Annotated in this window: 19 protein-coding genes; 13 read left to right on the forward strand and 6 right to left on the reverse strand. The window is 67.1% G+C overall.

Going from position 1 to position 25,619, the window contains the following annotated elements; genetic code table 11:
* Positions 1-94: 94 nt before the first annotated feature.
* The 4 genes from DK26_RS21810 (at position 95) to DK26_RS21825 (ending at position 4,684) form a co-directional block, all read left to right on the forward strand.
* On the forward strand, positions 95-1,048 hold the full coding sequence (locus DK26_RS21810) for an acetyl-CoA carboxylase carboxyltransferase subunit alpha (protein WP_184231693.1): 954 nt from the start codon (positions 95-97) through the stop codon (positions 1,046-1,048).
* 170 nt (positions 1,049-1,218) lie between these two features.
* Complete coding sequence (locus DK26_RS21815; RefSeq protein ID WP_248310069.1) at positions 1,219-2,622, forward strand: murein L,D-transpeptidase family protein; 1,404 nt, start codon at positions 1,219-1,221, stop codon at positions 2,620-2,622.
* Positions 2,623-2,847: 225 nt separating this feature from the next.
* The gene (locus DK26_RS21820) at positions 2,848-3,762 is read left to right on the forward strand and encodes a TorF family putative porin (protein WP_184231692.1); all 915 of its coding nucleotides are present in this window, start codon (positions 2,848-2,850) and stop codon (positions 3,760-3,762) included.
* A gap of 127 nt (positions 3,763-3,889) precedes the next feature.
* Positions 3,890-4,684, forward strand: coding sequence for a fumarylacetoacetate hydrolase family protein (locus DK26_RS21825; RefSeq protein WP_066477042.1), 795 nt, complete (start codon positions 3,890-3,892; stop codon positions 4,682-4,684).
* A gap of 42 nt (positions 4,685-4,726) precedes the next feature.
* On the opposite strand, the gene DK26_RS21830 is transcribed toward DK26_RS21825, so the two are convergent.
* A complete protein-coding gene (locus DK26_RS21830) occupies positions 4,727-5,548 on the reverse strand; it encodes a helix-turn-helix transcriptional regulator (protein WP_066477046.1) in 822 nt (273 codons plus the stop codon).
* Between the two features lie 106 nt (positions 5,549-5,654).
* Here DK26_RS21830 and DK26_RS21835 point away from each other — a divergent pair, with 106 nt between their 5' ends.
* Positions 5,655-6,860, forward strand: a complete 1,206-nt coding sequence (locus DK26_RS21835; RefSeq protein WP_066477049.1) for an MFS transporter — start codon at positions 5,655-5,657, stop codon at positions 6,858-6,860.
* A 111-nt stretch (positions 6,861-6,971) separates the two neighbouring features.
* Here the strand turns inward: DK26_RS21835 and secA are convergent, their stop codons facing one another.
* Entirely contained in the window at positions 6,972-9,815 is a 2,844-nt protein-coding gene (secA, locus tag DK26_RS21840; RefSeq protein WP_066477051.1) for a preprotein translocase subunit SecA, read from the reverse strand.
* A 340-nt stretch (positions 9,816-10,155) separates the two neighbouring features.
* Between secA and DK26_RS21845 the strand changes: the two genes are divergently transcribed.
* The 5 genes from DK26_RS21845 (at position 10,156) to mutT (ending at position 14,218) form a co-directional block, all read left to right on the forward strand.
* Entirely contained in the window at positions 10,156-10,998 is an 843-nt protein-coding gene (locus DK26_RS21845; RefSeq protein WP_066477053.1) for a peptidylprolyl isomerase, read from the forward strand.
* A 142-nt stretch (positions 10,999-11,140) separates the two neighbouring features.
* Complete coding sequence (argJ, locus tag DK26_RS21850) at positions 11,141-12,391, forward strand: bifunctional glutamate N-acetyltransferase/amino-acid acetyltransferase ArgJ (RefSeq protein ID WP_066477055.1); 1,251 nt, start codon at positions 11,141-11,143, stop codon at positions 12,389-12,391.
* Positions 12,375-13,301 carry a DMT family transporter gene (locus tag DK26_RS21855; protein WP_066477058.1) on the forward strand — a complete coding sequence of 309 codons (927 nt, stop codon included), beginning with the start codon at positions 12,375-12,377 and terminating at the stop codon, positions 13,299-13,301. The genes argJ and DK26_RS21855 overlap by 17 nt, the downstream gene beginning before the upstream one ends.
* The gene (locus tag DK26_RS21860) at positions 13,298-13,807 is read left to right on the forward strand and encodes a hypothetical protein (RefSeq protein ID WP_066477061.1); all 510 of its coding nucleotides are present in this window, start codon (positions 13,298-13,300) and stop codon (positions 13,805-13,807) included. The genes DK26_RS21855 and DK26_RS21860 overlap by 4 nt, the downstream gene beginning before the upstream one ends.
* A gap of 6 nt (positions 13,808-13,813) precedes the next feature.
* Positions 13,814-14,218, forward strand: coding sequence for an 8-oxo-dGTP diphosphatase MutT (mutT, locus tag DK26_RS21865; RefSeq protein WP_066477063.1), 405 nt, complete (start codon positions 13,814-13,816; stop codon positions 14,216-14,218).
* Between the two features lie 149 nt (positions 14,219-14,367).
* Here the strand turns inward: mutT and DK26_RS21870 are convergent, their stop codons facing one another.
* Both DK26_RS21870 and gltB read right to left on the reverse strand, forming a co-directional pair.
* Entirely contained in the window at positions 14,368-15,792 is a 1,425-nt protein-coding gene (locus DK26_RS21870) for a glutamate synthase subunit beta (RefSeq protein ID WP_066477065.1), read from the reverse strand.
* Positions 15,793-15,796: 4 nt separating this feature from the next.
* Complete coding sequence (gene gltB, locus DK26_RS21875; RefSeq protein ID WP_248310085.1) at positions 15,797-20,428, reverse strand: glutamate synthase large subunit; 4,632 nt, start codon at positions 20,426-20,428, stop codon at positions 15,797-15,799.
* A gap of 689 nt (positions 20,429-21,117) precedes the next feature.
* Here gltB and DK26_RS21880 point away from each other — a divergent pair.
* Complete coding sequence (locus DK26_RS21880) at positions 21,118-22,176, forward strand: low specificity L-threonine aldolase (protein WP_066477069.1); 1,059 nt, start codon at positions 21,118-21,120, stop codon at positions 22,174-22,176.
* 103 nt (positions 22,177-22,279) lie between these two features.
* Positions 22,280-23,071: a hypothetical protein gene (locus tag DK26_RS21885; RefSeq protein WP_066477071.1), complete on the forward strand. Its 792-nt coding sequence runs from the start codon at positions 22,280-22,282 to the stop codon at positions 23,069-23,071.
* A 110-nt stretch (positions 23,072-23,181) separates the two neighbouring features.
* Here the strand turns inward: DK26_RS21885 and DK26_RS21890 are convergent, their stop codons facing one another.
* On the reverse strand, positions 23,182-23,655 hold the full coding sequence (locus tag DK26_RS21890) for an Hsp20 family protein (RefSeq protein WP_066477074.1): 474 nt from the start codon (positions 23,653-23,655) through the stop codon (positions 23,182-23,184).
* 180 nt (positions 23,656-23,835) lie between these two features.
* On the opposite strand from DK26_RS21890, the gene DK26_RS21895 reads away from it, so the two are divergent.
* Entirely contained in the window at positions 23,836-24,891 is a 1,056-nt protein-coding gene (locus DK26_RS21895) for an alpha/beta hydrolase (protein WP_066477079.1), read from the forward strand.
* Here DK26_RS21895 and hisN read toward each other — a convergent pair.
* On the reverse strand, positions 24,796-25,578 hold the full coding sequence (hisN, locus tag DK26_RS21900) for a histidinol-phosphatase (RefSeq protein ID WP_066477082.1): 783 nt from the start codon (positions 25,576-25,578) through the stop codon (positions 24,796-24,798). The two genes, DK26_RS21895 and hisN, sit on opposite strands and share 96 nt — an antisense overlap.
* Positions 25,579-25,619 lie beyond the last annotated feature (41 nt).

Consider the following 25,619-nt stretch of genomic DNA (forward strand, 5'->3'; position numbering starts at 1 on the left):
CGGCCAAGGTCCGCCGCTTTTTCTTAGGTTCCCCGACCGTAGCCGCAGCGCGGACGCGTCTCCCTTCAGGATGTGGGACCAGAACTGGATGTCGATGCGAAGCTATCTGGATTTCGAGAAGCCGGTCGCCGAACTGGAGGCCAAGGCTGATGAGTTGCGGGCCCTGGACGCCAAGGGCGACGGCTATTCGCTGACCGAGGAAATCGGGAAGCTGGAGGCCAAGGCCGGACAGTCACTGAAGGAGCTCTATGGCGCCCTGACGCCATGGCAGAAGACCCTGGTGGCGCGCCATCCGCAGCGGCCGCATTTCCTCGACTACTGCGCCGGGCTGATCGACGAGTTCACGCCGCTCGCCGGCGACCGCGCCTTCGGCGAGGACGAGGCCATCGTCGGCGGCTTCGGCCGCTTCCGCGGCGAGCCGGTCTGCGTCCTCGGCCAGGAGAAGGGCAACTCGACCGAGACCCGGATCCGGCACAATTTCGGCATGCCGAAGCCTGAGGGCTATCGCAAGGCGGTGCGCCTGATGGAGCTCGCCGATCGTTTCGGCTTGCCGGTGCTGAGCTTCATCGACACCGCCGGCGCCTATCCCGGCATCGAGGCTGAGGAGCGCGGCCAGGCCGAGGCGATCGCGCGCTCGACCGAGACCTGCCTTGCCTTGCGCACGCCGAGCGTCGCGCTGGTGATCGGCGAGGGCGGCTCGGGCGGCGCCATCGCGATCGCGGCCGCGAGCAAGGTGCTGATGATGGAGCACGCGATCTATTCGGTGATCTCGCCGGAAGGCGCGGCCTCGATCCTCTGGCGCGACACGGCCCGCGCCCAGGACGCCGCGACGGGCATGAAGATCACGGCCCAGGACCTGCTGAAGTTCGGGATCATCGACAAGATCGTCTCGGAGCCGACGGGCGGGGCGCATCGCGAGCCGCAGCTCGCGATCGAGCGGGCCGGGGCGGCGATCGCCGCGGCGCTGTCGGATCTTTCCGGGCTCAGCGCCGACGAGATCGTCGAGCGGCGGGCGGACAAGTACCTCGCGATCGGCCGCTCGCTCTGAGATCAGGGCGGGCCTGCAATTTGCCGGGATTTCAGCATATGGCCATCCCGGCAAGGCCTGTGGTAAGGAACGGTCAAGCCTAACGGTTCTAAATCCGGGCAAGCGGCATAATTTGGCCGTGATGCCTGATGCATGGTCGAGTCAGACGGCCGAGCGATGGGAATGACGACGTGGCATTGAAACATCTCGCGCTGACGGCCCTGATCGCCCTTTCCGTGGCCGCCTGCGAGGAGGACCGCTATCGCGGCTCGGCGCGCCACAACATTCCGATCCCCTCTGCGACCTATGCGCTCATGTCCGAGAAGGGCGTGACTAGGAGCCAGCCGATCGTGATTCGTTCCTACAAGAAGGAATCGGAGTTGGAGGTCTGGAAGAAGCGCTCGGACGGTCAGTACGTGCTGCTCAAGACCTTCCCGATGTGCCGCTGGTCCGGCCAGCTCGGCCCGAAAATCCGCGAAGGCGACCGGATGGCGCCGGAAGGCTTCTACGCCATCACCCCGGCGCAGATGAATCCGAACTCGTCTTTCTACGTCTCGTTCAACATGGGCTATCCCAACGCCTATGACCGCTCGCATGGCCGCACCGGCGCGCATCTGATGGTGCACGGCGCCTGCTCCTCGGCGGGCTGCTATTCGATGACCGACGACCAGATCGGCGAGCTCTATGCGCTGGTGCGCGAGGCCCATAATGGCGGGCAGCGGGCCGTGCAGATGCAGGCCTTCCCGTTCCGGATGACGCCGGAGAACCTCGCCAAGCACCGGCTCGACCCGAACATGGCGTTCTGGAAGAACCTTAAGGAAGGCTCGGACTATTTCGAGATCGCCAAGGACGAGCCTTCGGTAGGCGTGTCCGGCGGGCGCTATGTCTTCAATGGCGGCAGCAATTCGTCGGTCTCGCAGGCGGTCGCGCAGAAGCGCCAGCAGGACGACGCGCAGGTCGCGGCGCTGGTCTCCAAGGGCACGCCGGCGGTCAAGCTGATCTATGACGACGGCGACCAGCACCACTCCTTCAAGCGCCTGCTGGCGCAGTCCGGTGCCGATGCGATGAACAAGTCGGTCGCCTGGGGGTCGCGCGATGTCGGCATCAGCCGCGTCGACTCGCTGATCGGCCCGCGCGTCGTCGTCCTCGACGACAAGGGCCGGACGAAGGCGACGGTCCGGGCCGAGTCGGCCGACAATGACGCGGTGCTCGCCGCGGTGCGCGGCGCTGCCGAGCAGCCTGCGGCGGAAGCCAAGCCGGCGACTGCGGTCGCAGCCGCTCCGGCCGCTCCTGCGAAGCCTGCGGAGGCCGCGACGCAGGTCGCCAAGGTCTCGCCTGGTGCGGCCACGCCCGCGCCGATCCAGACGGCCGCCAGCGCCGAGCAGCCTTCCTTCTACCAGCGCGCGCTCAGCTTCGTGCCGCTGTTGGGCAGCTCGTCCGAGCCGAAGGCCGAGACGGCGCCGATCGCCTCGGTCGTTCCCGAGACGCCGCAGCGTACGGTGGCGCCGCTGCCGCCGCGCCGCTCGCCGGCCCTGCGCACCTCGCGCCTAGACCAGCCGGATGCGGCCTATGCGAGCCAGCCGGTGGCGCGCTGAAGGCCTGATCACCGTCTCGTCGCGCTGAGATAAAAATATCACGCCCGTCGCCATTGCTGGCGGCGGGCGTTTTGCTAGGCATGGAAACAGCTGCTGAGGCGTTGTCTGCCTAGTCCTTGGGCGTGCTGCAAAAAACCTCATCTTGCCGGTTTTGGGGTATCGCAAGCGTAATCGAGGCGGATGCGCGAAGTGAATCGCGCATGGAACCCTTCGACGGAGCTTTCGATGGTCTTTGGTATTTGCAGGCTTGCGACGGCCGCCGCGGCGCTGTCGATCTCGCTGACGGCCGCCGGTATGGCGCAGGCCTCCGACCTGCCGAGCCGGAAGGCTCCGCCGCCGGCGCCGGTCGCACCGAGCATCACCTGGTTCGATATCGCCGTCAGCATCAAAGGGATGACGGACTATAATTTCCGCGGCATCTCGCAGACCGACCGCAAGCCCGCGATCCAGGGCGGCGCCGAGCTGCAGTTCTACGACAACCTGTTCTATGCCGGCGTCTACGCCTCGAATGTCGATCTCACCACCAGCCCGACGGCGGAGGTCGACTTCTATGCCGGTATCCGGCCGAAATTCGGCCCCTTCACCGTCGATGTCGGCGTCTGGCAGTACTACTACCCTGGTGAGAAGCAGTATATTGACCTCGCCGGCGGCTACTGGACGCCGAAGAACACCGATTTCACCGAGATTTACGGCAAGCTGTCCTATAATTACGAGGACAAGCTGATCGTCGGCGCCAATCTCTTCTATGCCTGGGACTGGCTCGGCACCGGCGCGACCGGCACCTATGGTTCGCTCACGGCCAAGTACAACCTGCCTTTCCTCGAGGGCCTTGCAATCTCGGGCGAGGTCGGGCGCTACTGGCTCGGCACGCCGAATGCCAGCATCTATTTCGCGGCGCCGGTCGACCTGCCGGACTACACCTACTGGAACGCCGGCATCTCCTACACCTGGAAGAACCTGACTGCCGATGTGCGTTATCACGACACCAGCCTGTCGAAGACCGAATGCTTCGCGCTGACGGCCGATCCGCGCGGCATCGTCTCGGGCTCGGGCCGCTCGAAATGGTGCAATCCGACCGTGGTCGGGACGCTCTCCTTCGACATCACGGCGAGCAGCGTCGGCATCTTCGCGCCGAAATAGCGCCGTCTGGATCTGGGATGTGACCTCGAAAGCCCGCGTGAGCGGGCTTTCTGCTTTTCCGGCTCTATGCTGGCCAGATCAGGCGCGGCCATGGCAGGCTTGAGCCAGGGAATGCCGGGAGCCCATCTTGCCTGAGACCGAAGCCGTCGACGCCCTCGCCGAGACCATCGCCACCACCCGGCTCGCCCGCACGCCCTTGCCGGCTCAAGCAAGCAAGGCGCCGCCCGACGTCGCCCGGGCCTATGCCGTGCAGGGTGCCGTGCATCGGCGGCTGGCAGCCTCGCGCTTCGGCCGGCGCAGTGGCTGGAAGATCGGCTGCACCACGCCGGTGATGCAGGACTATCTCGGTATCGACCATCCCTGTGCCGCCGGACTGTTTGCCGGCTCGAGCCATGCGAGCGGCACCGTGCTGCGCCATGGCGATTTCGTCCGCGTCGGCGTCGAGTGCGAGATCGCGGTCAGGCTGGCGCGTGATCTCGCCGGGGAGGGGGCTACCGCGGAGAGCGTGCGCGGCGCGGTCGGCACGGTGATGGCGGCGATCGAGATCGTCGACGACCGCTATGTCGACTGGCAGACGATCGGAACGCCGATGCTGATCGCCGACGACTTCTTCGCAGCAGGCTGCGTGCTCGGCGCCGGACTGGCGCCGGACACTGTGCCGGATCTCGCCGGGCTGCACGGCCGGACGCTGGTCGACGGTGTCGAGGTCGGCTCCGGTGTCGGTGCTGACGTGCTCGGCCATCCCTACACCGCGCTGGCCTGGCTCGCCGATCACGCGCAGGCGCGAGGCGAGCCGCTGCGGGCCGGCGAGACCGTGCTGCTCGGCAGCCTGGTGAAGACGCAATGGGTGCCACCGGGCGCTACCGTCAGGGTCGAGATCGAGGCCCTCGGGGCGGTCGAGGTGCAGTTCGCTGCCGGCTGAGGCTGCTGCCTTCACACAGCCGCTGCGCTGGCTGGCGAACGGCTATCGCGACATCGAGGTGCGCATGTAGTTGCGCGGCGCGGTTCCAAGTCTGCGCTTGAACATCGTGGTGAAGGCCGCGACGTTGTCGTAGCCGGCGAGCATGGCGATATCGGTGACGGATGCACCCTCGGCCAGTTTCGGCAGGCAGGCGAACAGGCTCGCCTGCTGGCGCCAGGCGACGAAACTGAGGCCGGTCTCCTTCTGGAAGAAGCGGGTGAAGGTGCGCCTGCTCATCGCCAGCCTGCCGGCCCATTCGTCCAGTCGTTCGGTGACCGAAGGCGCGGCCATATAGGCGCGGCAGAGCGCGGCGAGGCGCTTGTCCGAGGGAAAGGGCAGGCCCAGTGGTCTTGCCTCTAGCGTTGTGATCTCCTCTGCCAGCAATTCCAGCACGAGGGCGACCTTGCGCGTGCCCGGCTCCGCATCGCGCAGGCGGATCGCCTCGTCGATCAGCGCGCGGGCAAGGTCGGTGACCCCCAGCACCTGCAACATGCGCGCTGCAAGATCGCCGAGCCCGGGCAGGAGATAGACCGATTTCATATCGACATCGCTCAGCATCTCGACGGAATGCTGCAGGCGCGCAGGGATGAGCAGCGCGTGGCCGGGCGGGACCATCCAGCAACCCTGCTGCGTCTCGACCAGCACGACGCCGGAGAACGCGCAGAGCAACTGGTCCTGACGGTGGCAGTGGAGCGGGACCTTGTAGCCTGCGGGATTGTCCGAGCTATGGACCAGCACATCGGCTTCCGACCGGGCGATCCAGCCGAGACTGCGGTGGTGGCGATCCTCGAGCGCCTCCAGGCTTTGGCGCGGCAACTGTCTCATCTTTGGCCCAAACGCGAAGGTTTTTGACCGAAACACGAATGAAGGTCATCGGCAAGCTTTGTAGAAGAACCTCGCGCGATCAGTTCGCGCGCAGGAGATCAAGTCGATGGTCGCAGTCGCCCCGGAAGTCCGCCCGCGTTTTGAAAAGGCGACGACCTCGATCCTGCTCGCCGTCAGCTTCTGCCATCTGCTCAACGACGTCATGCAGTCGCTGCTGGCCTCGCTCTACCCGCTGTTCAAGGCGAATTACGGTCTGGATTTCGTCCAGATCGGCCTGCTGACCATGGCCTTCCAGGTCACCGCCTCGCTGCTGCAGCCGGTGGTGGGGCTGGTGACCGATCGCTGGCCGATGCCGTACTCGGCGCCGGCGGGCATGGCCTCGACCTTTGGCGGGCTGATCCTGCTCGGCAACGCCCATAACTTCACGGTGCTGATCGTTGCAGCCTGCCTGATCGGCTTCGGCTCGGCAGTCTTTCATCCGGAGGCGTCGCGTGTGGCGCGGCTCGCCTCGGGCGGGCGGCATGGCCTGGCGCAGTCCCTGTTTCAGGTCGGCGGCAATCTCGGCTCGGCGCTGGGGCCGCTGCTGGCGGCCTTCATCGTATTGCCCTTCGGCCAGGGCAGCGTCGCCTGGCTCTCGGTGATCGCGATGGCGGGCGTGCTGATCCTGACCCGGGTCGGGCAATGGTATGCGGCCCATCGCCGGGCCCAGGCAGGGCGCCCGGCCGTCAGCCGCAGCTTGCCGCTGCCGGGGCGTCGCGTCGCCTTCGCGCTCTTCGTGCTCGTGCTGCTGACCGCGACCAAGAACGTCTACATGGCGAGCATATCGAGCTATTTCACCTTCTACGTCATCGAGCAGTTCCAGCTCGGTTTCCGCGATGCGCAGCTGATGCTGTTCCTGTTCCTCGGCGCGGCGGCGGTCGGCACCTTCGCCGGTGGCCCGATCGGCGACCGGTTCGGGGCGCGCTTCGTGATCTGGTTCTCGATCCTCGGCGTGATCCCGTTCGCGCTGCTGCTGCCCTATGCCAACCTGTTCTGGACGGGGGTGCTGAGCGTCGCGATCGGGCTGATCTTCGCCTCCGCCTTCTCGGCCATCGTGGTGTTCGCGCAGGAGCTGGTGCCGGGGCGGGTGGGCCTGATCGCCGGCATGTTCTTCGGCCTCGCCTTCGGGGCTGGCGGCCTCGGCGCTGCCCTGCTCGGCGGTTTCGCCGACGCCTATGGTATCGCCTTCGTCTACCGCGTCTGCTCTTACCTGCCCCTGCTCGGGCTGCTGACCATCCTGCTGCCGCGACTGCCGGCGCGCAGGGGAGCCTGAGCGGCGCGGATCAGATCCTATCGGTCGGGGCGGCAAGCCCGGCCCGCAAGAAAAAAGCTCCGGCCGTCGGCCGGAGCTTTCCCATGTGGTCAGTGGCTGCTGCCGGCCGGCTCAGACGAGCTGGCCGTGGCAGTGTTTGTACTTCTTGCCCGAGCCGCAGGGGCAGGGCTCGTTGCGGCCGACCTTGCCCCAGCTCTCCGGGTCGTTCGGGTCGCGCTCGGCGACGGCGAGGTCGCCCTCGATCGCGGCGAATTGCGACTGGCCGCCGAAGAAGCCGGCCGGCGGCGGTGGCAGCTCGCCGCCGCCCTGATCGAAGCCAGGGGCAGCCTGGTCGGGCGCGTCGAAGCGCACCTCGATGCGCATGAGATTGCCGGTGACCTGCTCGCGCAGGCGGCCGATCAGTCCGTCGAACAGCTCGAAGGCTTCGGCCTTGTATTCGTTCAGCGGGTCGCGCTGGGCATAGCCGCGCCAGCCGATGACCTGCCTGAGATGGTCGAGCGTGACGAGATGCTCGCGCCAGAGATGGTCGAGCGTCTGCAGGAGCACCTGCTTCTCGACATAGGTCATCACCTCTTCGGTGTTGCGCTCGATGCGGGCGGCGTAGTCCTCGTCGGCGATCTTGCGGATGCGCTCGCGCAATTCGGCATCGGCGATGCCTTCTTCCTTGGCCCAGTCCTCGATCGGCAGATCGAGGTTGAGATAGTTGGCGACGTCCTCGCGCAGGCCGGCGGCATCCCACTGCTCGGGATAGGCCTCCTCGGGGATGCGACGCGAGACGGTGTCCTCGACCACGCCATGGCGCATGTCGTCGATGGTCTCGCGCACGCTCGCTTCGCGCATGAAGTCGCGGCGCTGCTCGAACACGACCTTGCGCTGGTCGTTCATGACGTCGTCGTATTTCAGGATGTTCTTGCGGATGTCGAAGTTGCGCGCCTCGACCTTGCCCTGCGCCTTCTCGACCGCCTTGTTGATCCAGGGGTGTACGATGGCCTCGCCCTCCTGCAGGCCGAGCTTCTGCAGCATGCCGTCCATCCGGTCGGAGCCGAAGATGCGCATCAAATCGTCCTGCAGCGACAGGAAGAACTTCGAGCGCCCGGGGTCGCCCTGGCGGCCGCCGCGGCCGCGCAGCTGGTTGTCGATGCGCCGGCTCTCATGGCGCTCGGTGCCGATGATGTAGAGGCCGCCGGGGCGGGTCATGGTCTTGGCCGGGCGCGAGCCCTTGGCCGGCTCGAGCTCGATCGTCTCGGAGGCGTTGAGCACGATCTCCTTGAAGCGCGCGACCTCGGCCTCGATCTCCTTGATCCTGGCCTGCTTCTCCGGCCCGTCCTCCATGCCGGCCGTCTCATGGGCGACGCGCATCTCGACGTTGCCGCCGAGTTTGATGTCGGTTCCGCGGCCGGCCATGTTGGTGGCGATGGTGATGGCGCCGGGCACGCCGGCCTCGGCGACGATGAAGGCTTCCTGCTCGTGGAAGCGGGCGTTCAGCACGGCGAACTGCTTGGAGCTCTTGCCCGAGCGAGCGGCGGAATAAAGCTTGTCGAGGGCGCCCGGCTGGGTGAAGTCGATCTGCTTGAAGCCGGCGGCGATCAGCATCTCGGCGACCATCTCGGACTTCTCGATCGAGGCGGTGCCGACCACGACGGGCTGCAGGCGCTCGCTGGCGCGCTCCAGCTCCTTGATGATCGACTGCACCTTCTCCGGGAAGGTGCGGTAGACCTCGTCATCGTCGTCGATGCGGGCGACCGGGACATTGGTCGGGATCTCGACCACTTCAAGCTTGTAGATCTGTTCGAACTCGTCGGCCTCGGTCGCGGCGGTGCCGGTCATGCCGGCGAGCTTCTTGTAGAGGCGGAAATAGTTCTGGAAGGTGATCGAGGCCAGCGTCGCGTTCTCGGGCTGGACGGTGACGCCCTCCTTGGCCTCGAGCGCCTGGTGCAGGCCTTCCGAATAGCGCCGCCCCGGCATCATGCGGCCGCTGAACTCGTCGATGATGACGACCTCGTCGCCACGGACGATGTAGTCCTTGTCGCGGGTGAACAGGGTGTGGGCCCGCAGCGCCTGGTTGACGTGGTGGACCAGCGTGACGTTGGCGGAATCGTAGAGGTCACCTTCCTTGAGCAGGTCGGCGGCCCGCAGCAGCTCCTCGATATGCTCGTTGCCGGCCTCGGTCAGCGCCACGGTGCGCTGCTTCTCGTCGACCTCGTAATCGCCTGGGATGAGGCCCGGCAGCACCTTGTCGATCGAGACGTAGAGATCGGACTTGTCGTCGAGCGGGCCGGAGATGATCAGAGGGGTGCGGGCTTCGTCGATCAGGATCGAGTCGACCTCGTCGACAATCGCGTAATGATGGCCGCGCTGGCTCATCTGCGCGACCTCGTACTTCATGTTGTCGCGCAGGTAGTCGAAGCCGAATTCGTTGTTGGTGCCGTAGGTGATGTCGCAGGCATAGGCGCGCTGGCGCTCCTCGTCATCGAGGCCGTGCACGATGATGCCGACGCTGAGGCCGAGGAAGTTGTAGATCCGGCTCATCCATTCCGCGTCGCGGCGGGCGAGGTAGTCGTTGACGGTGACGACATGGACGCCCTTGCCGGCGAGCGCGTTGAGATAGACCGGCAGCGTCGCGACCAGGGTCTTGCCTTCGCCGGTCTTCATCTCGGCGATGGAGCCCTCGTGCAGCACCATGCCGCCGATCAGCTGCACGTCGTAGGGGCGCTGGCCGAGAATGCGCTTGGCGGCCTCGCGCACCGTCGCGAAGGCCGGAACCAGCAGCTCGTCGAGCGATTTGCCTTCGGCAATCTGCTTGCGGAAGGTCTCGGTGCGGGCCTTCAGCTCATCGTCGGAGAGCTTCGCGACCTCGGCTTCGAGCGCGTTGATGGCGGCGACACGGGGCTGGTAGCCTTTGACCCGCCGGTCGTTCGACGAGCCGAAGAGTTTCTTTGCGAGCGCGCCAAGCATGTCCGGTCTTTCCATGGGCGCTTCCGGCTGGGGGACCCGGCGTAAGGCGGGCGCGGCCGAAAGCGGATAATCCTGAAATCACGCGCGTGTTTAGACGCGTGCGGGCGCGCGGTCCAGCGCGCGCTTGCTGTCGAAGAGGTTGCCGTTCCATCGCGGGCGACGCTGCGCATGTGGGGGCGGGCGTCCCGGCTGCCAAGAGGAAGGCAGCGGCGAGGGGCCGCAGAACCCCAGATGTCCGGTCGCGCTGATGTGCACGCGCTCTGCCTTGCCAAGGCCCTCATCAACTGGCACTCAGCCTGCCGATCCGTTTTCGCGCCGTTCATCGAAAGGCCCAGACCCGATGGTTGTTTCCCGTCTCGCCATGCTGTCGTTCAGCCTCGTGCTGGCCGCGGCTGCGCCGGCCTTCGCGCAGCAGGACAAGGTCGTCGCCAAGGTCGACGGCGTCGAGATCACCGAGAGCGAGCTCGCGCTCGCGGCGGACGATCTCGGGGAGCGCACCGCCCAGCTGCCCGAAGATCGCAAGCGCGAGGAGCTGATCAATTTTCTGGTCGACCTCAAGCTCGGCGCCAAGGCGGCCAAGGCCGCCAAGATGGGCGAGAGCCCGGAATTCGCCAAGCGTCTGGCCTATAGCCGCGACAAGCTGCTGCTCGACGACTATCTGACGAACGAGTCCAAGAAGGCGGCGACGCCGGAAGCCGCCAAGAAGCTGTTCGACGACACCGTCAAGACGCTGAAGCCGGAAGAGGAAGTCCACGCCCGCCACATCCTGGTGCCGGAAGAGGCTCAGGCTAAGGCGGCGCTGGAGCGGCTGAAGAAGGGCGAGGATTTCGCCAAGGTCGCGGCGGAGCTCTCCAAGGATCCGGGCTCGGGCAAGGAGGGCGGTGATCTCGGCTGGTTCGCCAAGGAGCGGATGGTGCCTGAATTCGCCGAGGCCGCCTTCAAGCTCGATAAGGGCCAGCTCTCCGAGCCGGTGAAGAGCCAGTTCGGCTGGCATGTGATCAAGCTCGAGGACAAGCGGACCAAGCCGCTGCCGACCTTCGACGAGGTCAAGCCGCAGATCGAGCAGTACCTGGTGCGCAAGGCGCAGCAGGACATCATCGTCGGCCTGCGCGAGAAGGCGAAGGTCGAGCGTCTCGACAAGCCGGCGGCTGCGCCTGCGCCGGCCGAGCCGAAGAAGCCCTGAGGCAAGACTAGCGGGCGCCTCCGACGAGAGGCGCCCGAAATGCCCGGGAGCTGGCCCGGGCATGACCTGCACGCCGGCATTGCCAGCTTGTTTTCCGCACGCTGCTGCGGCACATCGAAGCGCCTCACAAGGAGACGCCCCGATGGCCGGCAAGGATGTTCCCGTTTCCCCGCTCGCGCCGAAGCGCCAGCCCAAGGTTCCGGCGGTGCCGGGCGTGCGTTTCGCCACGGCCGAGGCCGGCATCCGCTACAAGGGCCGTACCGACGTGGTGCTGGTGCTGCTCGACGAGGGCTCGCAGGCCGCCGGCGTCTTCACCCGCTCGAAGTGCCCGTCCGCCCCGGTCGACTGGTGCCGGGCCAATCTGGCCCAGGGCACGGCCCGGGCCGTGGTGGTCAATTCCGGCAATGCCAACGCCTTCACCGGCCTGAAGGGCCGCGATTCCGTGGCGCTGACCGCGAAGATCGCCGCCAAGGCCGCCGGCTGCAAGCCGGAGCAGGTGTTCATCGCCTCGACCGGCGTGATCGGCGAGCCGCTCGACGCGACCAAGTTCGAGGGCGTGCTGGCGGATTGCGCCGGGCGCGCGGCGGACGGTCCCTGGATCGACGCCGCAAAGGCGATCATGACCACTGACACCTTCCCCAAGGCGGTGTCGCGCAAGGCCAAGATCGATGGTCACGAGGTGATCATCGCCGGCATTGCCAAGGGCGCTGGCATGATCGCGCCCGACATGGCGACGATGCTCTCCTTCGTCTTCACCGATGCGCCGATCGCGGCGCCGGTGCTGCAGGCTCTGCTCGGCAAGGGCGTCAAGGGCTCGTTCAACGCGATCACGGTCGACAGCGATACCTCGACCTCCGACACGTTGATGCTGTTCTCGACCGGCAAGGCGGCGGCGCGCGGCGTGCCCGAGATCTCCGACCCCGCCGATCCCCGGCTCTCCGGCTTCAAGCGGGCGCTGAACGCGCTCCTGCTCGAGCTCTCGCATCTCGTCTGCAAGGACGGCGAGGGCGCGCGCAAATTCGTCGAGATCCGGGTGCACGGCGCCGCTTCGTCGCGCTCGGCCAAGAAGGTCGCGCTCTCGATCGCCAATTCGCCGCTGGTCAAGACCGCGATCGCCGGCGAGGACGCCAATTGGGGCCGCATCGTGATGGCCGTCGGCAAGGCGGGCGAACCGGCGGATCGGGACCGGCTCGACATCTCCTTCGGCGGGATCATGGTGGCGCAGCAGGGCGCGCGGGCGCCATCCTATGACGAGGTCGCCGTCTCCAACTACATGAAGGGCGAGCATATCGTCATCACCACCGATCTCGGGCTGGGGCGAGGCAAGTCCACCGTATGGACCTGCGATCTCACCAAGGCCTATGTCGAGATCAACGGTGACTATCGTTCCTGATCCGGCTGCCCAGGCGAGCCCGAGCCGGGCCTTCATCATCGGCAACCTGCTCGGCTGCTCCTTCTTCTGGGGCTGCAGCTTCCTGTTCATCAAGCTCATGGCGGCCGATGTCTCGCCCTGGGCGATAGCGGCCGGGCGCGGCCTGCTCGGCGCCGCGACATTGTCGCTCTTCGTGCTCGCGCGCGGGCAGAGCCCGCTGCCGCGCCGCCACGAGATCGGCCACTGGCTGGTGCTCGGCACCACCAATGGCTGGCTGCCGAACGTGCTCGTCGCCTATGCGCTGATCCAGCTCGCCAGCGGCCCGGCGGCGATGATCCAGGCGGCGGGGCCGCTGGTCACGGCGCTGTTCGCTCATATGCTGTTCGCCGAGGAGCGCCTCGCCCGGCGCCGCCTCGGCGGCATCCTGGTCGGCATGGCCGGCGTCGCCATCCTGATCGGCCCGCGGCTGGTCGAGGGCGGTGGCACGGCGCTCAGCGTGCTCGCCATGGTCGGCGTGATGCTCTGCTATGCGGTCGGCAATCTCTACACCCGCGCGGTTCCGGCCAAGGCGGGCGATCCGATCCGCCTCGCGCTCGGTCAGCAGGTCGTCTCCGGCTCGGGGGCGCTCCTGCTGACGCTCGTATTATCGGGCTGGGCGGCCCTGTCGGCGCTGCAGCCGCACTGGCAGGCGATGCTGGCGCTCGGTGTGCTCTCGACCGCGATCCCGATGACGATCTTCATGCGGTTGATCCGCGCCGCCGGGCCGACGCGGGCGGCGATGACGGGTTATCTCGTGCCGGTCGTCGCTACCGTCATGGGTGTGCTGGTGCTCGGCGAAACGCTGGAGTTGCGGCAGCTCGTCGGAGGCGTCATCATCCTGCTCGGCGTCTTCCTGGTGACGACGGCGCCGGCGGGGGCGAAAGCGGGATGAAAGCTGCGGCGTGCGTGCTGGGCCTGGCGGCCCTGCTGGGAGCCTGTGTCGAGCGGCGCCCGGCGACGAGTTCGTCCTTCTCGGTGGAGGAGGCAGCCTATATCCGCAACCCGGGAAGCGGCGTCATCGTCGGTCATGCCTTCCGCACCCGCGCCAAGGGCCAGGTCGTCAACGCGGCCGGCGAGGTGGTGCGGCTGGTGCCGGCGACCGCCTATGCGAGCCAGCGCTTCGCCAGCCTCTATGGCCGCGCCAAGTTCATCCCGGCGGCGAGCTACCCGCAGGAGGAACCGGATCCGCGCTACGCCGAGTACACGCGCACGACCAAGGCCGAGGCGAATGGCCGTTTTGCCTTCGACAAGGTGGCGCCGGGCCGCTATTTCGTCACCACCCAGGTGATCTGGGGCGAAGAGGACGCGCTCTTTCGCGAGGGCGGTTCGGTCTATGACGAGGTGACGCTGACCGGCAAGGAAACCGAGCCGGTGCAGGTCATCCTTTCGGGAAAATGAGGCTTCGTGAAACTGCTGCTCGTCGTCGCCTGCGCGCTGATCGATACCGATAACCGCGTCCTCGTCACCCAGCGCCCCGAGGGCAAGGCCCTGGCAGGGCTGTGGGAGTTTCCGGGCGGCAAGCTCGAAGCCGGCGAGCGGCCGGAGCCGGCGCTGATCCGCGAGCTTTCCGAGGAACTCGGCATCGAGGTCAAGGAAGCCTGCCTCGCACCGCTTACCTTCGCCAGCTACGCCTATCCCGAGTTCCACCTCCTGATGCCGCTCTATATCTGCCGGCGCTGGGAGGGGACGGTCTCGTCACGCGAAGGGCAGGCGCTGAAATGGGTACGCGCCAGCAAGCTGCGCGAGCTCGCCATGCCACCGGCCGACGAGCCGCTGATCCCGCATCTGATCGATCTGCTGGGAGCGTGAGCCGCGGCGGTCGATACCGTTTGCGTCATGGTCGGGCTTGTCCCGACCATCCACGTCTTCTTCGATCGAATGCAGCGTTCAAGACGTGGATGCTCGCCACAAGGGCGAGCATGACGTCGAGGTTTCGCGAGGCCTGAAGCGCCCGCCGCTCAGCGCGGCAGGATGGTCTCGCCCATCAGGTGCTTGTCGATCGAATGCGCCATCTGGCGGCCCTCGCGGATCGCCCAGACCACGAGCGACTGCCCGCGGCGCATGTCACCGGCGGCGAAGACCTTCTCGACCGAGGTCTTGTACGCCAGCATGTTGGCCTCGACATTGCCGCGTCCGTCGAGCTTGACGCCGAGCTTGGCGAGCAGCCCGTCATGGACCGGCGAGACGAAGCCCATGGCGAGCAGGACGAGATCGGCCTTGAGGTCGAACTCGGTGCCCGGGATCGGCTTGAAGCCGGCATCGACCTTGGCGCAATGCAGGCGCTTCACCTTGCCGTTCTCGCCGGTGAACTTCAGCGTGCCGATGGCGAAGTCGCGCTCGGCGCCTTCCTCATGGCTCGACGAGGTCCGCAGCTTCAGCGGCCAGTTCGGCCAGGTCAGCTGCTTGTTCTCCTTCTCCGGCGGCTGCGGCATGATCTCGATCTGGGTAACCGAGAGCGCGCCCTGGCGGACCGAGGTGCCGATGCAGTCCGAACCGGTGTCGCCGCCGCCGATGACGACGACATGCTTGCCGCCGGCGAGGATCGGGCGGGCATTGCCTGATGTTTCCGGCTCGCCGCCATTGCGGCGGTTCTGCTGCGGCAGGAAGTCCATCGCGAACTGGACGCCGTCGAGGTCGCGGCCCTCGATCGGCAGGTCGCGCGGCTTCTCGGCGCCGCCGGTCAGGCCGATCGCGTCGTATTGCGCGAGCAGCTCCTGCGGGTCGATGTCGATGCCGACATTGACGCCGTAATGGAAGACGACGCCCTCGGCCTCCATCTGCTGGACGCGGCGCTCGACATGCGACTTCTCCATCTTGAAGTCGGGAATGCCGTAGCGGAGCAGGCCGCCGGCACGCGCCTGACGCTCATAGACATGGACCTCGTGGCCGGCGCGGGCGAGCTGCTGGGCGGCGGCGAGGCCGGCGGGCCCGGAGCCGATCAGGGCGATCTTCTTGCCCGTCTTGACCGCGGCCGGCTCGGGCTTGATCCAGCCCTCCTGCCAGCCCTTGTCGACGATGGCGCACTCGATCGACTTGATGGTGACCGGGGTATCCTCGAGGTTCAGCGTGCAAGACGCCTCGCAGGGTGCGGGGCAGACGCGGCCGGTGAACTCCGGGAAATTGTTGGTCGAGTGCAGGTTCAGCAGCGCCTCGCGCCACTTGTCGTTGTAGACGAGGTCGTTCCAGTCCGGGATCTGGTTGTTCACCGGACAGCCATTGTGACAATACGGGATGCCGCAGTTCATGCAGCGCGCCGCCTGGTCACGGGTCGCCTCGGCGCCGAGCGGGATCACGAACTCCTTGTAGTTCCTGATCCGGTCGGAGGCCGGAAGATACTTCCGGTCGCGCCGGTCGATTTCGAGAAAGCCGGTTACCTTGCCCATCGTCTCACTCCGCCGCGACCGAGACGCCGGCCTGGGCCCGCTCGATTTCCATTAGTGCCCGCCGGTATTCGACCGGCATGACCTTGACGAATTTGGGCAGGTACTCCGCCCAGTTCTCCAGGATCGCCTGCGCCCGTGCCGACCCGGTGTACTTCAGGTGGTCGGCGATGAGCTGGTGCAGGCGCTCGGCGTCGTAGCCGGACATGTTGGCCATGACGTCGATGCGGCCCTTGAACTCGAGGTCGCCGCCATGATGGTAGAGGCGCTGCGTCAGCTCCTCCTCCTCCGGCACCGGCTCGAGATCGACCATGGAGAGGTTGCAGCGCTTGGCGAAGCTCTTGTCCTCGTCGAGGACATAGGCGATGCCGCCGGACATGCCGGCCGCGAAGTTGCGCCCGGTCTGGCCGAGCACCACGACGACGCCGCCGGTCATGTACTCGCAGCCATGGTCGCCGGTGCCCTCGACGACCGCGATCGCGCCGGAATTGCGCACCGCGAAGCGCTCGCCGGCGACGCCGCGGAAATAGCATTCCCCGGAGATCGCGCCGTAGAGCACGGTGTTGCCTACGATGATCGCGTCCTCGGCGACGGCGCGCGACTTCGGATCGGGGCGGATGATCAGCTTGCCGCCGGACAGGCCCTTGCCGACATAGTCATTGGCCTGGCCGGTGAGGTCGAGCGTCAGGCCGCCGGCGACCCAGGCGCCGAAGCTCTGGCCGGCGGTGCCGGTGAGCTTCACCGTGATCGCATCGTCCGGAAGGCCCGCCGCGCCGTGGCGCTTGGCGATCTCGCCGGAGATCATCGCGCCGGTCGAGCGGTCGACATTGCGGATCGTGCTCTCGATCACCACCGGGGCGCCGGTATCGAGCGAGGCGCCGGCCTTGGCGATCAGGGTGCGGTCGAGCACCGACTCGATCGGATGGTTCTGGCGCTCGACATTGCGGATGGCGACGCCTGCGCCGGCTTCCGGCTTGTGGAAGATGCGGGCGAAGTCGAGCCCCTTGGCCTTCCAGTGGTCGATCGCCTGCTTCTTGTCGAGCCAATCGGAGCGCCCGACGAGCTCGTCGAAGCTGCGCACGCCCATCGCGGCCATGATCTCGCGCACGTCCTCGGCGAGGAAGAAGAAGAAGTTGATGACGTGCTCGGGCTGGCCCTTGAAGCGCTTGCGCAGCACCGGGTCCTGCGTCGCGACGCCGACCGGGCAGGTGTTGAGATGGCACTTGCGCATCATGATGCAGCCGGCCGCGATCAGCGGCGCGGTGGCGAAGCCGAACTCGTCGGCGCCGAGCAGCGCGCCGATGACGACGTCGCGCCCGGTGCGCAGGCCACCGTCGACCTGCAGTGCGATGCGGCCGCGCAGCTTGTTCATCACCAGGATCTGGTGGGTCTCGGCGAGGCCGATCTCCCAGGGCGAGCCGGCATGCTTGATCGAGGTCAGCGGCGAGGCGCCGGTGCCGCCCTCATAGCCGGCGATGGTGATGTGGTCGGCGCGGGCCTTGGCGACGCCGGCGGCGACGGTGCCGACGCCGAGCTCCGAGACCAGCTTGACGGAGACGTCGGCCGCCGGGTTGACGTTCTTCAGGTCGAAGATCAGCTGCGCCAGATCCTCGATCGAGTAGATGTCATGGTGCGGCGGCGGCGAGATCAGGCCGACGCCCGGGGTCGAATGCCGGACCTTGGCGATGCGGGCATCGACCTTGTGGCCCGGCAGCTGGCCGCCCTCGCCGGGCTTGGCGCCCTGCGAGACCTTGATCTGCATCATCGCCGAATTGACGAGATACTCGGTGGTGACGCCGAAGCGGCCGGAGGCGACCTGCTTGATCGCCGAGCGCATCGAGCGCCCGTCCGGCAGCGGCACGAAGCGTTCCGGCTCCTCGCCGCCCTCGCCGGTGTTCGACTTGCCGCCGATCGCGTTCATCGCCAGCGCCAGCGTCGAATGCGCCTCGTGGCTGATCGAGCCGAAGGACATGGCGCCGGTCGAGAAGCGCTTGACGATCGAGGCCGCGCTCTCGACCTCGTCGAGCGGCACCGCCTGATGGCCGAGCTCCTCGGCCATCTTGACGTGGAACAGGCCACGAATGGTCGAGAAGCGTTCGCTCTGGTCGTTGACCAGGTTCGTATAGGCCTTGAACTTGTCCTTGGCGTTGCCGCGCACGGCATGCTGGAGCAGGGAGATGTTCTCCGGCGTCCAGGCATGGTCCTCGCCGCGGATGCGGTAGGCGTATTCGCCGCCGATATCGAGCGCATCGCGATAGACCGGCGAGTCGCCGAAGGCGTCGCGATGGCGGCGCACGGTCTCCTCGGCGATCTCGGCGAGGCCGACGCCCTCGATCGAGGAGATGGTGCCGCGGAAATACTTGTCGATGAACTCCGAGCGCAGGCCGACCGCGTCGAAGATCTGGGCGCCGCAATAGGACTGGTAGGTCGAGATGCCCATCTTCGACATGACCTTGAGCAGGCCCTTGCCGATCGACTTGATGAAGCGCTTGACCACCTCGTAGCGATCGACCTCCGGCGGAAGCTCGCCGGCCTCGAGCAGCGCCTCCATGGTCTCGAAGGCGAGATAGGGGTTGATCGCCTCGGCGCCGAAGCCGGCGAGCAAAGCGAAGTGGTGGATCTCACGTGGCTCGCCGGATTCGACGACGAGGCCGACCGAGGTGCGCAGGCCCTTGCGGATCAGGTGATGGTGGACGGCCGCGGTCGCGAGCAGCGCCGGGATCGGGATGCGGTCCGCGCCGACCTGCCGGTCGGAGAGGATGATGATGTTGTAGCCGCCATGCACCGCGGCCTCGGCGCGCTCGCAGAGCCGCGCGATCGCGCCTTCCATACCGGTCGCGCCTTCGCGCGCCGGATAGGTGATGTCGATCGTCTTGGTGTCGAAGCGGTCCTCGTAATGACCGATGCAGCGGATCTTCTCGAGATCGTCATTGGTCAGGATCGGCTGGCGCACTTCGAGGCGCTTGCGCCGTGAGGTGCCCTCGAGGTCGAGGATGTTCGGCCGCGGCCCGATGAAGGAGAGGAGGCTCATCACGAGCTCCTCACGGATCGGGTCGATCGCCGGGTTGGTGACCTGGGCGAAGTTCTGCTTGAAATAGGTGTAGAGCAGCTTCGACTTCGAGGAGAGCGCCGAGATCGGGGTGTCGGTGCCCATCGAGCCGACAGCCTCCTGGCCGGTCACCGCCATCGGCGCCATCAGGATCTTGGTGTCTTCCTGAGTGTAGCCGAAGGCCTGCTGGCGATCGAGCAGAGCGACGTCGGTGCGCGAGGCGCGGGCCTCGACCGGCGGCAGCTCTTCCAGAACGATCTGCGTGCGCTTCAGCCAGTCCTTGTAGGGATTGGCCTGGCAAAGGGTCTGCTTGATCTCGTCGTCGCCGATGATGCGGCCTTCTTCAAGGTCGATCAGCAGCATCTTGCCGGGCTGGAGGCGCCACTTCTGGACGATCTTCTCCTCCGGGATCGGCAGCACGCCGAACTCGGATGCGAGCACGACCAGCCCGTCATCGGTGACGAGATAGCGGGCGGGACGCAGGCCGTTGCGGTCGAGCGTCGCGCCGATCTGGCGACCGTCGGTGAAGGCGATCGCGGCTGGGCCGTCCCACGGTTCCATCAACGCGGCATGGTATTCGTAGAAGGCGCGCCGGCTCTCATCCATGAGCGGGTTGCCGGCCCAGGCCTCGGGCACCAGCATCATCATGGCGTGGGCGAGCGAATAGCCGCCCTGGACCAGGAATTCGAGGGCGTTGTCGAAGCAGGCGGTGTCCGACTGGCCCTCATAGGAGATTGGCCAGAGCTTGGAGATGTCGGCGCTGAAGAGCTCGGAATCGACCGAGGCCTGGCGGGCCGCCATCCAGTTGACGTTGCCGCGCAGCGTGTTGATCTCGCCGTTATGGGCGACCATCCGGTAGGGATGGGCGAGGCGCCAGGACGGGAAGGTGTTGGTGGCGAAGCGCTGGTGGACGAGGGCGAGGGCGCTCTCGAAGCGCTCGTCGGTCAGGTCCTTGAAATAGGAGCCGAGCTGGGTGACCAGCACCATGCCCTTGTAGACGATGGTCCGGCACGAGAAGGAGACCGGGTAATAGGTCGCGGTCGCCCGGTCCTGGCGCTTGTAAACCTTGTTCGAGACCGACTTTCTGAGGACGTAGACCTTGCGCTCGAAATCGTCCTCGTCGGCGATCTCGGCCGGGCGGCCGACGAAGATCTGCCGGTGGGTCGGCTCGGTTTCCTTGACGGCTTCGCCGAGGTCGCTGTTGTCGACCGGCACGTCGCGCCAGCCGAGGAAGATCAGGCCTTCCTCCTCGACGGTCTGGGCGACGATCTCCTCGCAGACGGTCCGGTTTTCGGCGTCCTGCGGCATGAAGAACTGGCCGATGGCGTAGTGGCCGGGCTCGGGCAGGTCGATGCCGGTCTTCGCGCATTCTTCCTTGAAGAAGCGATGCGGGATCTGGGTGAGGATGCCGCAGCCATCGCCGAGCTTGGGATCGGCGCCGACGGCGCCGCGATGGTCGATATTGTGCAGGATCTGCAGGCCCTGCGCGACGATCGCATGGCTCTTGCGGTTCTTCATGTCGGCGATGAAGCCGACGCCGCAGGCGTCCTTCTCATAGGAAGGATCGTAGAGGCCCTGGCGCTCCGGCATGGCGGGATCGCGCACGTCGGGGAAGCGCTCATGGGCGCCTTTGGCCAGGGGCTGTGCCACTACCAGGTTCGCTCCGCCACGTTCGCGCATCGTCAACTCCGCTGCCGAAGGGGGCCGGCTTCCGCCAGCGCCCGTCAAAAATTCACACGGTTCCGTGCCGCCACCGGTCCGCCCTGCTCGCTTGCGAGGACCGGGCCGGTTTCGTCTCGTTTTCGAAGGTCGCTTGCGCCTTTTAGTCCCGCGCCCGCGCCCTTCGCAGGCGCGCAGGCTCTAGGCCCAGTCGCGCCTGGTCAGGCCGACGTTTTACGGGCGGCGCGCGCACGGATGGCTTCGGCGATATTGGCCATGCCTTCCGTCATGCTCCGCTCCATCGTTTGGCGGTCAGCCGGCCAAGCTCGCCGGGTGCCGCTCACTGAAAAATGGGACAGCATCACTGTCCTAACGTCTCGAACTTGCCAGAATTCCAATCTGGGCACAAGCGGCGATTTTGCGCTGCATCGAAATTTTATTGCTAATTGCGTGATAGCTTCGACATTTTCACATCATTGGCTGCCTCAGGCCAGCCCGGAAGTTGTTTCTTCGCCCTCTGCGTGCACTGCGGTGACGACATGGCGGTGCGGCGGCGAGAGGATGGCGCGGCATCGGCCGATCCCCGACAACAGCATCCGGATCGGTTCACGGAAGGTGTCATGAATTTCGTCAGCGACAATCTCGCCGGAGCGAGCGCCCCCGTCCTGCAGGCCATGCTGGCGGCCAATGACGGACTCGCCGCCGCCTATGGCAACGACGCCTGGACGAAGCGGGTCGAGACCCTGTTCGCCGAACTGTTCGAGCGCGAGGTCGCGGTCTTCCTCGTCACATCAGGCACGGCCGCGAACGCGCTGGCGCTGGCGAGCCTCGTCCAGCCCTGGGGGGCAGTGCTCTGCCATCACGAGGCGCATGTCGCGGCAGATGAATGCGGGGCACCGGAGTTCTTCGCTGGCGGGGCGAAGATCGTCGGCCTGCCGGGTGATGGCTGCAAGCTCGCTCCGGAGGTCGTCACGGATCAGCTCGCGCGGATGCGGCCGGACTCGCTGCATCAGGTGCAGCCGCAACTCCTGTCGATCACGCAGGCGACCGAATGCGGGCTGGTCTATGCGCCGGACGAGATCGCGGCGCTGAAGCAGGCGATCGCGCCGCGCGGGCTGAGGCTGCACATGGACGGGGCGCGCTTCGCCAATGCCGTCGCAGCGCTCGGCTGCACGCCGGCGGAGACCACCTGGAAGGCGGGCGTCGACGTGCTCTCTTTCGGCGGGACCAAGAACGGCGCCTTTGCGGCCGAGGCGGTGGTGTTCTTCGATCCGAAAGCCGCGGCCGAGATGCCCTGGCGGCGCAAGCGCGCCGGCCACACCCTGTCCAAGGGCCGGCTGATCGGCGCCCAGTTCGAAGGCCTGCTGGCCGATGACCATTGGCTGGGTCTCGCCGGCCATGCCAACGCCATGGCCCGCAGGCTGGCTGCGGGCATCGCGGCGCTCGGCCAAGTCCGGCTCGCCTGGCCCTGCGAGGCCAACGAGGTCTTCGTGATCCTGCCGGAGGCTCGCCGTATCCAACTCAGGGCCCGCGGCGTGCAGTTCATCGACTGGTCGGAGGGAGCGTTGCCGGCAGGGCAGGGATTGGCGCCGGGCGAGACGATCGGGCGCTTCGTCTGCTCCTTCGCGACCAAGCCGGACGATGTCGAGCGCCTGCTCGCGATCTTCGCTGAGGCCTGAAAAACCCGGGAAACATTGGATTGCGACCGAAATCGTGCCGCAAGCACGCCGTAATCCTTACCGAGAACTGAAGCCAGAGATTCTGCCGTACAAGGACAGGACCATGGCACTTTTCACTTCGTCCGAGCGCGGCTCGCATGATCTGCGTCGCCGTCTCGCCGGGCTGGCCATAGCGGCCGCGGCCCTGGCTTCGGCCGGCCCGGCACTGGCCCAGATCGACGATTACGGCGGCGGCTACGCCTACTACAGCCGGGGCTATGATCGCGATTACGGTTATGGCCGGCGCTATGACTACGCGCCGCTGCCCGCCGCCCCCATCCCGCAGCGCGCTATCGGGCGGATCGCGGCACGTGAGTTTGGACTCGTCCGGGTCGACCGCACGATTGCGACGCGCTCCTCCTATGTCGTCGACGGCGCGGGGCGCGATGGCGCCAGGGTGCGCCTGATCCTCGACCGCTACAGCGGCGATCTGATCGACAGGATCGTGCTGGGCGCGCCGGCACGCAGCGCCCGGCTCGATCAGGAAATCGAGCGTCCGGCGCAGCGGCTGATTCCGCGCCCACCGCCGCGTCCGGCCGAATTGAAGCCGCCTGCCGAGGCGAGCGCCCCGGCGACCGTGGCGCCGCCTTCCCCCGCCGCGCCTCCCGCCCCGGCGGTGGTGCCGGCAAAGCCGCTCGCCGTGCCGACCGTGGTGCCCAAGGAGATCGGCAAGCCGGCGCTGGTCAATCCCCAGGATGTCCGCAATGCCGACGGGCCGGAGCTGGCGCCGCCGCTGGCCCGCGCCCATCCGAGCGGCATCCCGGTACCCGACACCACCGTCCCGCCAGTGAGGATCGAGGGCACCAAAGCCGAGGCGCCGAAGCCCGAGATGGTCCCGATCGCGCCGCTCAACTAAGGCGCCGGCGGATCGCACCGCAGCCGGCACCCCGCACGGAGAAAGGCCTCCCCGGTTTCCCGGGGAGGCCTTCTCGTTTCTGCCGGGCGCGGTCTGCGCCTTGCCGGCGGTTACGCTGCCTGCTTGGTCGCGACCTTGGCTTCGATCACCTTGGCGCCCTGCGCACCGATCGGAATCAGGCGCGGCTTCTTGGCCTCGGGGATCTCGCGGACGAGGTCGATATGGAGCAGGCCGTTCTCGAGGCTCGCACCGGTCACCTGGACATAGTCGGCAAGCTGGAAGCGACGCTCGAAGGCGCGCGCGGCGATGCCCTGATGCAGGACCTCGCGCTTCTCGGTGCCTTCGGCAGCTTTCTTCTCGCCCCGGACGGTGAGGGCGTTTTCCTTGCTCTCGATGGCAAGGTCAGCCTCGGCGAAGCCGGCGACGGCGATCGAGATGCGGTAGGCGTTATCGGCGGTGCGCTCGATATTGTAGGGCGGATAGGTCGGCGCGTTGTCGACGCTGGTGGCCTGGTCGAGCAGCGAGAACAGGCGGTCGAAGCCGACGGTCGAGCGATAGAGCGGGGAAAGATCGTAGGAACGCATGATTGTCCTCCAAAGGAAGCGACAGAGTGTTCAGCCCGCCTCGCCATGAGCGCGGGCCTCGGTTGCAGTCTCGCGCAGCCGGTTCCGGCCTGCGCATGACTGATCTGGGGGAGGGTTTCGGGCTTTTCAAGACCCCTGCGAGAGGGGCATAAGCAGCCTATCCGCCAGCTGGACGAGCCGATGGCCGAAGCCGAATTCTTCCACGACGCCGGCTATCCCGTTCCCGGCCATGGCAAGGTCTGGTTCGCCGGGACCAGCGACGGCGCGAAGCTGCGTTTCGCCAGCTGGCACCCGACCGTCAGGCCGGAAAAGGGCACGGTGCTGATCGCCCAGGGGCGTGCCGAGTTCATCGAACGCTATAGCGAGACGATCGCAGAGCTGCGGCGGCGCGGCTTCCACGTCATCACCTTCGACTGGCGCGGGCAGGGCGGCTCGCAGCGCTTCACCGACCGGCCGCGACGTGGCCATGTCGGCCGTCTCGTGCACTATGAGCGCGACCTCGCGCTCGCCGTCGCCGAGATGCAGGCGCGGTTGCCCGCCCCGCATTTCGCGCTGGCTCATTCGATGGGGGCGGCGCTCTGCCTCGATGCGGCCCGGCGCGATGCCTTGCCGGTCGCTAGGCTGGTCGCGCTTGCGCCGATGCTGGGCATCGCGATGATCGAGCACCAGCGCTTGGCGCGCTGGCTGTCCTTCACGCTGTACTGGCTCGGCTTTGGCAAGGCCTTCGTGCCGGGCGGCGGTGAAACCGCGATCGGGACCAAGCCGTTCGAAGGCAACCGGCTGACCGGCGACCCCGTGCGCTACGCCCGCAATGCGTCGCTTACCGCAGCGGCGCGCGAGCTCGCCATCGGCGATCCCAGCATCGGCTGGATACGTGCGGCCTTTCAGCTGATGGACCGGCTGGCCGCGCCGCGCGCGGCGCTCGAAGTGCGGGTACCGACGCTGGTGATCGCCGCCGGGCGCGATCCTGTCGTGTCGACGCCGGCGATCGAGCGCTTCGCCGCTAGGCTCAAGACCGGCTCGGCGCTGGTCTTGCCGACGGCGCGCCACGAAATCCTGATGGAAAGCGATGCGATCCGGGCCCAGTTCTGGGCGGCCTTCGATGCCTTCGTGCCCGGAGAGCAGCCGGAAGTGTCGCCCTCAGCCGGCGAGCAAAGCGAGCGCGGCCTGATGGAGGGCCTTGTTGCCGGCGGCGAGGATAGTCCCGCCCTCGGCGGCGCTGCCGCCGCTCCATGAGGTGACGATGCCGCCGGCGCCCTCGATGATCGGGATGAGGGCGACGATGTCATAGGGCTTCAGCCCGCTCTCGATCACCAGGTCGACATGGCCGGCTGCGAGCATGCAGTAGGCGTAGCAGTCGCAGCCATAGCGGGGCAGGCGTACTGCGCTCTCGACGCGGCCATAGGCCTCTTTCTCGGCGCCGGCGAAGAGGTGAGGGCTCGTCGTCATCAGCGTCGCCTCGGCGAGCGTCGCGGTCTGGCGGGTGTGCAGCTCGCGCGGGCCGCCGGGGCCTTCATAGCGAGCCTTGCGGCCGTCGCCTGAATAGCGCTCGCCGGTGAAGGGCTGGTTCATCATGCCGTAGACCGGCACGCCCTTGCGCGTCAGCCCGATCAGCGTGCCCCAGACCGGAATCCCGGAGATGAAGGCACGGGTGCCGTCGATCGGATCGAGCACCCAGACATACTCGGCATCGGCGTTCTCGGTGCCGAACTCCTCGCCGAGCACGCCATGCTCCGGGAAGCTGCGCTTGATCAGGTTGCGCATCGTCGCCTCGCCGGCGCGATCGGCCTCGGTGACCGGGTCGAAGGTGCCGCCGGCCGATTTATCCTCGGTGGTGTGCTTGGCGCGGAAGAAGGGGAGGATGGCCTGCCCCGAGGAGGTCGCGAGCCCGGCGACGAACTCCGTGAAATCGACCGCGCTCATTCCGAATCCCCTGTGTCCGCGGCCTATCGGGCCCGCCTCTG

The sequence above is a fragment of the Allobosea sp. WAO genome, assembly GCF_001509835.1.
GTDB lineage: Bacteria > Pseudomonadota > Alphaproteobacteria > Rhizobiales > Beijerinckiaceae > Allobosea.

Excerpts from the sequence above, each read along its gene's own strand:
- DK26_RS21810 (WP_184231693.1), top strand. The coding sequence starts at position 95 with ATGCGAAGCTATCTGGATTTCGAGAAGCCGGTCGCCGAACTGGAGGCC.
- DK26_RS21820 (WP_184231692.1), top strand. The coding sequence starts at position 2,848 with ATGGTCTTTGGTATTTGCAGGCTTGCGACGGCCGCCGCGGCGCTGTCG.
- DK26_RS21830 (WP_066477046.1), bottom strand. The coding sequence starts at position 5,548 with ATGAGACAGTTGCCGCGCCAAAGCCTGGAGGCGCTCGAGGATCGCCAC.
- DK26_RS21835 (WP_066477049.1), top strand. The coding sequence starts at position 5,655 with ATGGTCGCAGTCGCCCCGGAAGTCCGCCCGCGTTTTGAAAAGGCGACG.
- secA (WP_066477051.1), bottom strand. The coding sequence starts at position 9,815 with ATGCTTGGCGCGCTCGCAAAGAAACTCTTCGGCTCGTCGAACGACCGG.
- DK26_RS21845 (WP_066477053.1), top strand. The coding sequence starts at position 10,156 with ATGGTTGTTTCCCGTCTCGCCATGCTGTCGTTCAGCCTCGTGCTGGCC.
- argJ (WP_066477055.1), top strand. The coding sequence starts at position 11,141 with ATGGCCGGCAAGGATGTTCCCGTTTCCCCGCTCGCGCCGAAGCGCCAG.
- DK26_RS21860 (WP_066477061.1), top strand. The coding sequence starts at position 13,298 with ATGAAAGCTGCGGCGTGCGTGCTGGGCCTGGCGGCCCTGCTGGGAGCC.
- DK26_RS21870 (WP_066477065.1), bottom strand. The coding sequence starts at position 15,792 with ATGGGCAAGGTAACCGGCTTTCTCGAAATCGACCGGCGCGACCGGAAG.
- gltB (WP_248310085.1), bottom strand. The coding sequence starts at position 20,428 with ATGCCGGAGCGCCAGGGCCTCTACGATCCTTCCTATGAGAAGGACGCC.
- DK26_RS21880 (WP_066477069.1), top strand. The coding sequence starts at position 21,118 with ATGAATTTCGTCAGCGACAATCTCGCCGGAGCGAGCGCCCCCGTCCTG.
- DK26_RS21885 (WP_066477071.1), top strand. The coding sequence starts at position 22,280 with ATGGCACTTTTCACTTCGTCCGAGCGCGGCTCGCATGATCTGCGTCGC.
- DK26_RS21890 (WP_066477074.1), bottom strand. The coding sequence starts at position 23,655 with ATGCGTTCCTACGATCTTTCCCCGCTCTATCGCTCGACCGTCGGCTTC.
- DK26_RS21895 (WP_066477079.1), top strand. The coding sequence starts at position 23,836 with ATGGCCGAAGCCGAATTCTTCCACGACGCCGGCTATCCCGTTCCCGGC.
- hisN (WP_066477082.1), bottom strand. The coding sequence starts at position 25,578 with ATGAGCGCGGTCGATTTCACGGAGTTCGTCGCCGGGCTCGCGACCTCC.